Annotated in this window: 13 protein-coding genes and 1 pseudogene; 13 read left to right on the top strand and 1 reads right to left on the bottom strand. The window is 28.2% G+C overall.

Going from position 1 to position 12,583, the window contains the following annotated elements; all coding sequences use genetic code 11:
- Positions 1-70 precede the first annotated feature (70 nt).
- The gene (locus AC4FRL_RS08525; RefSeq protein WP_491139811.1) at positions 71-316 is read left to right on the top strand and encodes a hypothetical protein; all 246 of its coding nucleotides are present in this window, start codon (positions 71-73) and stop codon (positions 314-316) included.
- Positions 317-470: 154 nt separating this feature from the next.
- Here the strand turns inward: AC4FRL_RS08525 and AC4FRL_RS08520 are convergent, their stop codons facing one another.
- Complete coding sequence (locus AC4FRL_RS08520) at positions 471-902, bottom strand: helix-turn-helix domain-containing protein (RefSeq protein ID WP_491139810.1); 432 nt, start codon at positions 900-902, stop codon at positions 471-473.
- A 6-nt stretch (positions 903-908) separates the two neighbouring features.
- On the opposite strand from AC4FRL_RS08520, the pseudogene AC4FRL_RS08515 reads away from it, so the two are divergent.
- The 12 genes and pseudogenes from AC4FRL_RS08515 to AC4FRL_RS08460 all read left to right on the top strand — a co-directional run.
- A pseudogene (locus tag AC4FRL_RS08515) lies at positions 909-1,385 on the top strand (mannose-1-phosphate guanylyltransferase); the annotation flags it as partial.
- Between the two features lie 179 nt (positions 1,386-1,564).
- On the top strand, positions 1,565-2,131 hold the full coding sequence (locus AC4FRL_RS08510; RefSeq protein WP_491139809.1) for a DUF3867 domain-containing protein: 567 nt from the start codon (positions 1,565-1,567) through the stop codon (positions 2,129-2,131).
- 218 nt (positions 2,132-2,349) lie between these two features.
- Positions 2,350-2,928, top strand: coding sequence for a zinc dependent phospholipase C family protein (locus tag AC4FRL_RS08505; RefSeq protein ID WP_491139808.1), 579 nt, complete (start codon positions 2,350-2,352; stop codon positions 2,926-2,928).
- A 72-nt stretch (positions 2,929-3,000) separates the two neighbouring features.
- On the top strand, positions 3,001-3,639 hold the full coding sequence (locus tag AC4FRL_RS08500) for a cation:proton antiporter regulatory subunit (protein WP_491139807.1): 639 nt from the start codon (positions 3,001-3,003) through the stop codon (positions 3,637-3,639).
- Positions 3,640-3,739: 100 nt separating this feature from the next.
- A complete protein-coding gene (locus AC4FRL_RS08495; RefSeq protein WP_491139806.1) occupies positions 3,740-4,099 on the top strand; it encodes an ArsR/SmtB family transcription factor in 360 nt (119 codons plus the stop codon).
- A gap of 52 nt (positions 4,100-4,151) precedes the next feature.
- Positions 4,152-6,332 (top strand): heavy metal translocating P-type ATPase, encoded by a 2,181-nt coding sequence (locus AC4FRL_RS08490; protein ID WP_491139805.1) that lies wholly within the window; start codon positions 4,152-4,154, stop codon positions 6,330-6,332.
- A 467-nt stretch (positions 6,333-6,799) separates the two neighbouring features.
- Positions 6,800-7,438: a redox-sensing transcriptional repressor Rex gene (locus AC4FRL_RS08485; protein WP_491139804.1), complete on the top strand. Its 639-nt coding sequence runs from the start codon at positions 6,800-6,802 to the stop codon at positions 7,436-7,438.
- A gap of 261 nt (positions 7,439-7,699) precedes the next feature.
- On the top strand, positions 7,700-8,482 hold the full coding sequence (locus AC4FRL_RS08480) for a short-chain-enoyl-CoA hydratase (protein WP_491139803.1): 783 nt from the start codon (positions 7,700-7,702) through the stop codon (positions 8,480-8,482).
- A gap of 40 nt (positions 8,483-8,522) precedes the next feature.
- Positions 8,523-9,662 (top strand): acyl-CoA dehydrogenase, encoded by a 1,140-nt coding sequence (locus tag AC4FRL_RS08475; RefSeq protein ID WP_491139802.1) that lies wholly within the window; start codon positions 8,523-8,525, stop codon positions 9,660-9,662.
- Positions 9,663-9,679: 17 nt separating this feature from the next.
- On the top strand, positions 9,680-10,459 hold the full coding sequence (locus AC4FRL_RS08470) for an electron transfer flavoprotein subunit beta (protein ID WP_491139801.1): 780 nt from the start codon (positions 9,680-9,682) through the stop codon (positions 10,457-10,459).
- Between the two features lie 20 nt (positions 10,460-10,479).
- Complete coding sequence (locus tag AC4FRL_RS08465; protein ID WP_491139800.1) at positions 10,480-11,487, top strand: electron transfer flavoprotein subunit alpha/FixB family protein; 1,008 nt, start codon at positions 10,480-10,482, stop codon at positions 11,485-11,487.
- 111 nt (positions 11,488-11,598) lie between these two features.
- The gene (locus tag AC4FRL_RS08460) at positions 11,599-12,447 is read left to right on the top strand and encodes a 3-hydroxybutyryl-CoA dehydrogenase (RefSeq protein ID WP_491139799.1); all 849 of its coding nucleotides are present in this window, start codon (positions 11,599-11,601) and stop codon (positions 12,445-12,447) included.
- The last annotated feature ends 136 nt before the right edge of the window (positions 12,448-12,583 follow it).

Below are 12,583 nucleotides of genomic sequence, written 5' to 3'. Positions count from 1 at the left end.
TCCAGATTTATATTTTAAAAATAATGATGAAGCTATATAGATAGAACATTCAAAAACTGGAGATAGAAAGGTGCATATAGGTGAATTATGTCAATTCATAAATGTAGTTAGTGAATTAAATAAAAATATGATTTTAATATTAGATGGAGTAGGTAAAACTGCACCAACTCCAATATTGGAAAGAGATAGACTAAGGTTTTACAGGAAAGGCTTTAATACATCTTTAATGGAAAATATAAATTTTATTGGTGTCGTAAAAAATAAAGAAGATATAAATAATTTAACTTTTGATGATTTGAAAAAAAGTGTGAGATAATTTATAAGAAAAGTTAAATTTATTAGGCAATTAAGTGGATGCAGTATACTACAACCATTTAATTACCTAAATTTAAAATAAAAATATTATCTATTAAATTTAGATTTTATTGATGAAAAGATTATAAAAGCTAGTGGCATTTGCCACTAGCTTTCTATATTATTTTGCTTATTTTTCTATATTGTAATCTTGTGGGATATTTTAAGTAAGATTCGAACTTATAAATATCAACAGGACTAATATTAAGTTTTTTTGCCAAATCTTTTTGAGTGTACTTGAAAGCTTTTCGTATGTTTAAAATATCATTTGCATAGTCACCTAAAACAAATAAATAATATTCATCTGCTATTAGTGTGTAAGGAATCATAAATAGCCCACAAAAAGTTTTAAAATGTTTAGGAGAAAGATATCCCTCATCTAGAGTAAATGGATAATGAACATATATAAATATATCTATATTTTCCATATATTCTTCTTCGCTAATATTATAATCAGTTACAAGTTTATAATATTTTTCTTTCATTGATTGCTTTAATTTCTCTTGATATAAGTTAAATTCTATGTTTCCAATTATCGGTTGTTGCATTGCACTTTTATTAAGAGTACTGATGTTATATTAAGAGAGATTGAAAAATATATTCCTAGAATGTATAAGAATTTAATGGAGATATATCAACACATTGGAGAAGAGGATGAAGAAGAGGTAATAAAAAATCAATATGCATTAATAGATGGGATATCTATCGATTTTGGTGTTATGCAAAAAACAAGAAGATCCTTTGTAATAAAATGTGATTTTTCTTGGGATGATATAGGAACTTTTTCAGCTCTAGGAAGATTTTTAGAGCCTAAGGGAACTAATAGAAGTTCAGAAAATGTTTTTTTAGAAGAATGTGAGAATTGTTCTATATTTGGTAAGGAAAAATTGATAATAGGTTTTGGAATAAAAAATTTGGTTTTAGTAGATGCTGGAGATGTTATTTTAGTTATGGATAAAGGAAGAGATCAAGAGATTAAGCATTTATTGAATTCTATTAATAGTAAGAAGGAATTTAAAGATTATTTATAAGGGTTAATTCTATAAAAATTCTGTATGTTTTATCATACAGAATTTTTTTATATAATTATTTTCTTTAAAATAAATTTCACATAAATATAAGTAAAATTAACCATTATAATATGTTAATAATAAATTTTTGTGTTATTATAGTAATAATATAAGTTTGAACTTTACGGAGGTATTGTTTTATGAGTGATAGAATTGTAGATTTTAATGAATTAAAAAACAAGGCAAGAGATAAAGATATAGATAAGTTTGAATCATATATTTATGATTTATATTATTCAGTAGCTCAAGGTAAGATGAGCATGATAGACCTTTCAAGAGAGATAACTAAATATATGAACGAAAATAATATTTCTCAAGAAAAGTTTTTAAATATCCAAACAGAAATGTTAAAAAGGTATGGCTTTGACATGGGTGATATTGAAGGACAAATGAAAAATCTAGGAATAGATATGAGTAGTTTAGGTATAAAAAATGGGGATTATGAAAGCTTAAGAAAAACTTTAAGTTTTCAAGAAAAGTATAAAGGAAAAGTAAAGACTTCAAGCGTTACTACATATTTTATAAGAAATGATAAAAATGATATAGAATTAATATTAGAAGGAAATAAAGTTCTTATAACTAGTCCTAAGAATATAGACCTTCAAGATACTGAGTTAAATGAATTTTTATGTTCTTATAAGAAGACTCTTTCAGAGGATACTTTAGATATAAGACTTTGTGAAAATGTAGGACAATATAATTATTAAGATTTTATACTAGAAATAGATATTATCTGTTTCTAGTTTTTATTTTTTTGTGTAAATTTGTATAATTAGAAAAAAATATTATGATAATATTAATAAAAAATTAATTAATAATTAATTAATAATTACTTAATAAATAAAAAATGTTTTTGTAATATACTCTTATTGAGATGAAATATCATATTAATAAGAAACTTTTAAAAGATTAGAGGTAATAAATTATGTTAATGAACACTCATATTCTTATTGCGCAAAATATATTAAAAGATGTTGAGGTAGATTTCAAAATAAGTGATAAAAACTTCATATATGGAAATGTAAAGCCAGATATGGTTTCAAAGTATAAATTAAGAAAACATTATTTAGATGAATCTTTTGATATGATTGTTAATAAGATAAAAGAATTATCTTCTCTTAATATGGAAGACTTTAAAAAGAAATTTTCAGTAAGTAGATTTAGTCAAGAATTAGGAGTTATATGCCATTTTGTATGTGATTTTTTCTGTATTCCTCATAGTGAAAGATGGGAATTTAAGCATAGCATGAATAAGCATGTTAAGTATGAAAAAGAATTAGCTAACTTTGCTAAAACATATATTCCTTCTAAGGAATACTTTACTATATGGGGAAAAATGTCAGTTGAAACATTTTTAGAAGAGGCACATAGCTTATATAGAAAAAGAGAGAGTTATGAAAATGACCTTAAATATGCTTACTTTGCTTGTATTAGTGTAGTTAGATATATAAATGATAGCATAGTTGCTAATACTAAAGCAGTTTACTCAGCAGCAATAGCTTAATACAAAAAATTCCTTTAATGAATAAAATATGTTAAAATTATAATATAACATTTTTTATAGAAAGGGATAAATATGGAGATTAAAGTAAATGAGCCTATGTATAAGCAAATAGCCTTAGATATAGCTGGAAGAATATATAATAATGATATAAAGGTAGGGCAAAGGATACACGGAAGGTCAACCCTAGCAAGTAGTTATAATGTATCTCCAGAAACTGTAAGAAAAGCTGTTAAGCTTTTAGAGGAAATGAAAGTAGTATCTTCTAGTAAGGGTAGTGGGATAACTATCATTTCAAGGGAAAATGCTTATGATTTTATAAATAGGTTTCATTCTATAGAAAGCGTAGCTTCATTAAAACAAAGTATAGATTTTTTAATGGAAGAAAAAAAGTCTATAGAAAAAAGTATAGGAGAAATGATTGATAAAATAGTAGATTATTCTAATAGGCTTAGACATACAAATCCACTAACTCCTATAGAAGTAGAGTTGCCAAAGGAATGTTTTTTAATAGGAAAGAGTATTTCGGATTCAAGATTTTGGCAAAACACAAAGGCTACAATTGTTGCTATAAGAAGAAAAGGAAATCTTATAATATCTCCAGGGCCATATATAATTTTTGAACAAGATGATATCTTACTTGTTGTAGGAGAAGAAGATATTTTAAAAGAAATAGAGATATTTTTAAAAAGAGAAGTGAAAGACTATATGTAAAATATAGTCTTTTTTTATTGCATTTTTTAGTAATTTAACATATAATAAAAATGAACATATGAACAGATGCTCATATATAAAAATAATAGGAGTCTTGTATATGAATAATAATAAAATAGAAAGTTGTAATTGTCTTGATATCCATGAGGATATTCTACGTAAAGTTAAGGAACATTTACCAAAAGAAGAAGTGCTTTATGAATTGGCAGAAATATTTAAGGTTTTTGGTGATTCAACAAGAATAAAAATATTATGTGCTCTTTTTGAGGGAGAAATGTGTGTATGTGATATGGCTGAGTTATTAGGAGTAAGTCAATCAGCTGTTTCTCATCAGCTTAGAGTTTTAAAACAAGCTAGATTAGTTAAGTTTAGAAGAGATGGAAAAGTAGTTTTTTATTCTTTAGCAGATGACCATGTTAAACATATATTTAATGAGGGATTAAATCATGTTTTAGAATAATTCAAAAGAAAAAATAAAATAATTATATTTTAATGAAAAGGAGGTATTTAAAATGAATGATATCAAACTTTATTTAGAAGGATTAAATTGTGCAAACTGTGCAGGGAAAATTGAGGATAAAGTTAATAAACTTCCAGAAGTTAAAGAAGCTGTACTTAATTTTTCAACAAAACTTTTACTTGTAACACCAAAAGAAGGTGTTTCAAAGGAAGGACTAGAAGAAAAGATAAAAAAAATAGTTTTAGATTTAGAGCCAGAGGTAAAAGTTTTAAAAAATAAAAGTGATATGAAAAATAATAGTCATGTTTGTGAAGATTCATGTTGTCATGAAGGTAGTCATAGTCATGCTCATAAGAAGGAAAGTAATAATTCAATTGCTGGCAATATAGATAAAAAAGAATTATTAAGACTTGCAATTGCCTTAGCTTTATTTATTATAGGAATGATAGTTAAATTAGATAAAACTTATGAGTTTATTATTTTTGGTATTGCTTATATTATAGCTGGTGGAGAGGTTCTTTTAAGAGCATGTAAAAACATTTTAAAAGGACAAGTTTTTGATGAAAACTTCTTGATGTCTATAGCTACAATTGGGGCTTTTGCCATAGGTGAGTTCCCAGAGGGTGTAGCAGTAATGTTATTTTATGAAGTAGGAGAACTATTCCAAGATTATGCAGTAAATAAATCAAGAAAATCTATATCTGATTTAATGAATATAAGACCAGATTTTGCAAATTTAATAGGTGAAAATGGAGAAGAGAAAAAAGTTTCACCAGATAAAGTAAGTGTTGGTTCAACAATAATTGTAAGAGCAGGTGAAAAAATTCCTCTAGATGGTATTGTGTTAGAAGGAGAAGGAACTCTTGATGTTTCAGCTTTAACAGGAGAATCACTTCCAAAGGAAGTTGATAAAAAAGATGAAGTTTTAGCAGGTTCTATAAATAAAAGTGGATTATTAAAAATAAAAGTAACAAAAAGTTTTGGTGAATCTACAGTTTCTAAGATATTAGATTTAGTTGAAAATGCAGGTAATAAAAAATCACCAACAGAGAAATTTATAACGAAGTTTGCAAGATATTATACACCAGTTGTAGTATTTTCAGCTTTAGCTCTTGCCATAATACCTCCTTTAGTTATGGGAGAAAGTTTTTCTCCTTGGATTTCAAGAGCTTTAATATTTTTAGTTGTTTCTTGCCCTTGTGCATTAGTTGTATCTATACCACTTGGTTATTTTGCTGGAATAGGTTTAGCATCTAAAAATGGTATATTAATAAAGGGTAGTAATTACTTAGAAGCTTTAAATAATGTAGAGAGTATAGTTTTTGATAAGACAGGAACTTTAACAAAAGGTACTTTTAAGGTTCATAAAGTACAAAGTACAAGCAATTTAAAGGATGAAGAATTATTAAAGTTAGGAGCTTATGCAGAGTATTATTCAAATCATCCTATTGCTAAGTCTATAGTTAGTGAGCTAAAAGAAAAAGTTGATAAATCTTTAATTTCAGATTATGAAGAGATTTCAGGTAAAGGAATAAAGGTTAAAATTAACAATGATATCTTTTTAGCTGGTAATTCAAAATTAATGGATATGTTTAATATAAAAATATCTAAAATAGATGAAATAGGAACTGTTGTTTACTTAGCAAATGAAAAAACTGAGTTAGGATATATAGTTATTTCAGATGAAGTAAAGGATGATTCTAAAGAAGCTATAAGTGGATTGAAGCAAATAGGAGTAAAGCAAACTATAATGTTAACTGGAGATAATGAAAAAGTTGGAGATAGTGTAGCTAAAGAACTAGGAATTGATAAAGCTTATTGCAGTTTACTTCCTCAAAATAAAGTTGAAAAGTTAGAACATATTTTTAAAGATAAAAGTAAAGGAAAAAAGATTGCCTTTGTTGGTGATGGAATAAATGATGCACCTGTTTTAGCTAGGGCTGATATAGGAATAGCTATGGGTGGTGTTGGTTCTGATGCAGCTATAGAAGCAGCAGATGTAGTTATAATGGATGATAAGCCAAGTAAGATAATAAAGGCAATAAAAATAGCTAAAAGAACAAATGCAATTGTATGGCAAAATATAATTTTTGCTTTAGGTATTAAGGTTATAATTTTAATATTTGGTGCTTTAGGAATGGCTAATATGTGGGAAGCTGTATTTGGAGATGTAGGTGTAACATTAATAGCTGTTTTAAATTCAAGTAGAATATTAAAGAGTAAAAATTTATAAGCGTGAAATTTGTCTAATGTTGTTGACAATGGTTAAATTTTTTGCTATCTTAATATGGTAAGAATACTTTCAGGCATAGGGTATAGATTGTAAATAATTCCCTTAAACTTTTATATTAAACATTATGAAATGTTTAAATAGGCTTGTGTGCACGTAGGGTTTTAGCCACGCAAGCCTTATTTTTTTTGTAGAAATTTATTAGATAAGTATAGATATGTTATAGATTACATAGTTTTAATAATATTAATTAAGAAAATAAAAATTTCTAATATTTGTAAAGAATACACAAAAATACATATATTTTTCATAGTAAAACCAAAAGAATGTTAAAATATAGACAAACTTTTTAGGGTATGATAATATTTTATAAGGTTAATTTTGTAATTTTATCATTAGATTTTAGAATATAGTCTAAAAAGTAATTGCTTTTTAAAAAAATAAAAATTTTAGAAAGAGGTGCTATTTAAATGGAAAAGAAAAAAGGCATATCTATGGCTGTAGTAAAAAGATTGCCTAAATACCATAGATATTTACAAGAGCTTATGGAAAATGATGTTGATAGAATATCTTCAAAAGAATTAAGTGAAAAAATAGGATTTACAGCTTCTCAAATAAGACAAGACCTTAACTGCTTTGGTGATTTTGGTCAACAAGGTTATGGTTATAATGTTAAGGAGTTATATAATAACATAGGAAATATTTTAGGCCTTAATAGAGATTATAATACAGTTATAATCGGTGCGGGAAATATAGGTCAGGCTATTGCAAATTACAATAGTTTTAATAAATTAGGCTTTAAATTAAAAGGTATTTTTGATGCTAATCCAAGAATGTTTGGCATAAAAATAAGAGATATTGAGATACAGGATGTTGAAAATTTAAAAGATTTCGTGAAAGAAAATGATATAGAAATAGGAATAATTTGTGTTCCTAGAACTAATGCACAAAAGGTATGTAATGACTTAGTTGAAGGTGGAATAAAAGGTATATGGAACTTTGCGCCTTTAGACTTAAATGTTCCTAAAAATGTAAAAGTTGAGAATGTACATTTAAGCGAAAGTATGATGACTTTAGTGTATCTTTTAAATCATAATGACGTAAAATAAATTGGATTTATTTTATAAAAATTTGTTTAAAATGGAAAATTAGTATTAGATTTTCAAAAAAATATATTGAAAAATTTACTATTAAGTTTTATAATTTAATTGAAGTACAGGGTACTTCAATTATTTTTTTGCCTTTGCTTGTTACAAAATTAACAATTAATTATGTGAAAGTTTAGGATAATAATGGTTATATTGTTATAAATTACTTTAAAAGTCATTTACAACCGTATATCCGCTATGGTATATGAGGGAGGAAATAAAATGGAATTAAATAATGTAATCTTTGAAAAGCAAGGAAACATCGGAGTTTTAACAATTAACAGACCTAAAGCATTAAATGCACTAAACTCAGAGACACTAAAAGATTTAAATACTGCTATAGAAAATATAGAAAAAGATGATGATTTGTATGTTGTTATTTTAACAGGCGCTGGAGATAAAGCTTTTGTTGCAGGTGCTGATATAGCAGAAATGAAAGACTTAAATGAAGAAGAGGGTAAAGAATTTGGATTATTAGGAAATAAGGTATTTAGAAGATTAGAGAATTTAGACAAGCCTGTCATTGCAGCAATTAATGGTTTTGCTTTAGGTGGTGGATGTGAAATTTCTATGTCTTGTGATATAAGAATAGCTTCTTCAAAAGCTAAATTTGCTCAACCAGAAGTTGGTTTAGGTATAACACCAGGTTTTGGTGGAACTCAAAGATTACCAAGAATAGTTGGACAAGGCAAAGCTAAAGAACTTATTTATACAGGAGATATTATAAAAGCTGATGAAGCTTTAAGAATTGGGTTAGTAGATAAAGTTGTTGAACCAGAAAAATTAATGGAGGAAGCAATGACTTTAGCAAAAAAAATAGCTAATAATGCACCAATAGCTGTTAAGTTATGTAAAGATGCAATTAATAGAGGTATTCAAGTTGATATAGATTCAGCTGTAGCTATAGAAGCTGGAGATTTCGGAAAATGTTTCTCTACAGAAGACCAAAAAGAAGGAATGAGTGCTTTTTTAGAGAGAAGAGAAAAAACTTTTAAAAATAAATAATTTTTAAAATGGTTGTATGGATTTAAGGAGGGTAATTAAAATGAACTTTCAATTAACAAGAGAACAAGAATTAGTTAAGCAAATGGTTAAAGAATTTGCTCAAAATGAAGTTAAACCTATAGCGGCTGAAATAGATGTAACAGAAAGATTTCCAATGGAAAATGTTAAAAAAATGGCCAAATTAGGAATGATGGGCATACCTTTTAGTAAAGAGTTTGGTGGCGCAGGTGGAGATACTTTATCTTATATTTTAGCTGTTGAAGAATTATCAAAGGTTTGTGCTACTACAGGGGTTATAGTTTCAGCCCATACTTCTTTATGTGCTTCTTTAATAGAACAATTTGGAACACAAGCACAAAAAGAAAAATATTTAATTCCACTTGCAAAAGGGGAAAAGTTAGGAGCTTTTGGATTAACTGAGCCAGGAGCAGGAACTGATGCAGCTGGTCAACAAACTACTGCTACATTAGATGGCGATAACTATATTTTAAATGGAAGTAAGATTTTTATAACTAATGGAGGAGTTGCAGATACTTTTATAATCTTTGCCATGACAGATAAAAGTCAAGGAACAAGAGGTATTTCTGCATTTATAGTTGAAAAGAATTTTCCAGGCTTTTCAATTGGTAAATTAGAAGAAAAAATGGGTATAAGAGCTTCATCAACAACTGAGTTAATTATGGAAAACTGTGTAGTTCCAAAGGAAAACTTAGTTGGAAGAGAAGGAAAGGGATTTGGAATAGCTATGAAGACTTTAGATGGTGGTAGAATAGGTATTGCTGCTCAAGCCTTAGGTATAGCAGAAGGTGCTTTAGAAGAAGCAGTTGCATACATGAAAGAAAGAAAACAATTTGGTAGATCATTATCAGCATTCCAAGGACTTCAATGGATGGTAGCAGAAATGGATACTAAAATAGAAGCTGCAAGATTTTTAGTATATAAGGCAGCTTGTTTAAAAGAAGAAGGTAAACCTTATTCAGTAGATGCTGCAAGAGCTAAGTTATTTGCTGCAGAAGTAGCCATGGATGTTACAACTAAGGCAGTTCAATTATTTGGTGGATACGGATATACTAAGGAATACCCAGTTGAAAGAATGATGAGAGATGCTAAAATAACTGAAATATACGAAGGAACTTCAGAAGTTCAAAAAATGGTTATTGCAGGAAGCATATTAAGATAATTTAGGAGGGCTTTGAGATGAAAATAGTAGTTTGTTTAAAACAAGTACCAGATACAACAGCTGTTAAAATAGATCCAAAAACAGGAACTCTTATAAGAGATGGAGTTCCATCAATAATAAACCCAGAAGATAAGCACGCTTTAGAAGCTGCCTTACAATTAAAGGATAATAATGGAGCAGAAGTAACTGTTTTAAGTATGGGACCACCTCAAGCTAAATTAGCTTTAAGAGAAGCTTTATGTATGGGAGCAGATAAAGCAATTCTTATAACTGATAGAGCTTTTGCAGGAGCAGATACATTAGCTACATCAAAGGCTTTAGCAGGAGCATTAAAGAAATTAGATTATGACATAATATTTGCAGGAAGACAAGCTATAGATGGTGATACTGCACAAGTTGGGCCTGAAATAGCTGAACACTTAAATATCCCTCAAGTAACTTATGTTCAAGGTGTTAAAGTTGAAGAAGATGGCTTATTAGTAAATAGAGCTTTAGAAGATGGATATGAATTAATAAAAGTTAAACAACCAGTACTTTTAACTGCAATAAAAGAATTAAATGAACCAAGATATATGAATGTTAAAAATATATTTGATACATCTGATGATGAAATCTTAGTATGGTCAGCTGATGATATAGATGTAGACAAGTCTCAATTAGGATTAAAGGGTTCACCAACAAAGGTTAAAAAATCAATGACTAAAGAGGCTAAGGGTGCAGGAGAGATAGTTAAGGAATCACCTAAGGATTCAGTTAATTATGTACTAGGTAAATTAAAAGAAAAGCACTATATCTAAGATTATGGGAGGTATTTAAGATGAATAAAGCAGATTTTAATGGCGTTTGGGTTTTTGCTGAGCAAAGAGAAGGTCAATTACAAAAAGTTTCACTAGAATTATTAGGTGAAGGTAGAAAAATAGCTGATAAATTAGGGTCAAAGTTAACAGCTTTATTAATAGGAAGTAATGTTGAAAACTTAGTTGAAGATTTATCAAGACATGGGGCAGATGAAGTTTTAGTTGTAGAAGATAAAGAGTTAGAACACTATACAACTGATGGTTATACAAAAGCTATATGTGAATTAGCTAAGGATAGAAAACCAAATATAATTTTTATAGGAGCAACTTTTATAGGAAGAGATTTAGGTCCAAGAGTTGCTGCAAGATTAGAAACTGGATTAACAGCAGATTGTACATCTTTAGACGTTGATGTTGAAAATGGAGATTTATTAGCAACAAGACCAGCTTTTGGTGGTAATTTAATGGCTACAATAGTATGTCCAGAACATAGACCACAAATGGCTACAGTAAGACCAGGAGTTTTTGAAAAGCTTCCTTTAGGTGAAAATGATGCTACTGTAGAAAAAGTTGATATAAAATTTAATGAAGAGGATATAAGAACAAAAATAGTTAAAATAGTTAAAGAACATAAAGATATTGTCGATATATCAGAAGCTAACGTATTAGTTGCTGGTGGTAGAGGAATAGGTTCAGAAGAAAACTTTAAGATGCTTAAGGAATTAGCAGAAGTTATGAATGGATCAATTGCAGCTTCAAGAGCAGCAGTAGAAAAGGGTTGGATAGATAAAGATTATCAAGTTGGACAAACTGGTAAAACTGTTAGACCAAGTATATATGTAGCTTGTGGTATATCAGGTGCAATTCAACATGCCGCAGGTATGCAAGACTCAGATATGATAATAGCTATAAATAAAGATGCTAATGCTCCTATAATGAAAATTGCAGATTATGCAATAGTTGGAGATGTAAATAAGGTTGTTCCAGAATTTATAGCACAGTTAAAGGCTATGAAGGAAGAAGCTTAATATAAATAAATATATAAATATAAAAAGGGTAAACTTATAAAATTTTTCAATTTATGGTGTATGACTTTTAAAATTAAAAGTCTAATAAAGAGTATTTAGGAGGAGTTTAATATGGAAAAGATTTTTGTGATTGGTGCAGGTACAATGGGAGCTGGAATAGTTCAAGCATTTGCACAAAAAGGATATGAAGTAATTGTTAGAGATATAAAAGATGAATTTGTTGATAGAGGATTAGCAGGGATTAATAAAGGGTTAACTAAATTAGTTTCTAAAGGAAAAATAACTGAAGAAGATAAAGAGGCTATTTTATCAAAAATTACAGGAACTACTGATTTAGGTCTAGCTGCAGATTGTGATTTAATTATAGAAGCTGCAGTAGAAAATATGGACATTAAAAAACAAATCTTTGCAGAGCTAGATAAGATATGTAAAGAAGAAGCTATTTTAGCTTCAAATACATCTTCTTTATCAATAACAGAAGTAGCATCTGCTACAAATAGACCAGATAAAGTTATAGGAATGCATTTCTTTAATCCTGCAACAATAATGAAATTAGTAGAAGTTATAAGAGGTATGGCTACTTCACAAGAAACTTTTGAAAAGGTTAAAGCTATATCAGAAGCTATAGGTAAAACTCCAGTAGAAGTTGCTGAAGCACCAGGTTTTGTTGTTAACAGAATTCTTATTCCTATGATAAATGAAGCAGTTGGAATATATGCAGAAAATATAGCATCTATTGAAGATATAGATACTTCAATGAAATTAGGAGCTAATCACCCTATGGGACCTTTAGCTTTAGGAGATTTAATTGGTTTAGATGTTTGTTTAGCTATAATGGATGTATTATTTAAGGAAACTGGTGATTCTAAATATAGAGCACATAGCTTATTAAGAAAATATGTTAGAGCTGGATGGCTAGGAAGAAAAACAGGTAAAGGATTCTATGACTATAAAGCTTAATTATTGAAATTTTATAATGTAGAATTAATATAATTTTTTAGATTGCAGTAAATTTAGAGGTTGATATTTATCAACCTCTTTTTATTTTCTTAATTTTTAAATTAATTAAAAAAGAGTTTATAGTTTATTTCAAAAA

The organism is Clostridium sp. TJA032 (genome assembly GCF_058310275.1).
Note: the sequence above shows the minus strand (reverse complement) of the source record. Positions and strands in the feature narration are given on the sequence as shown.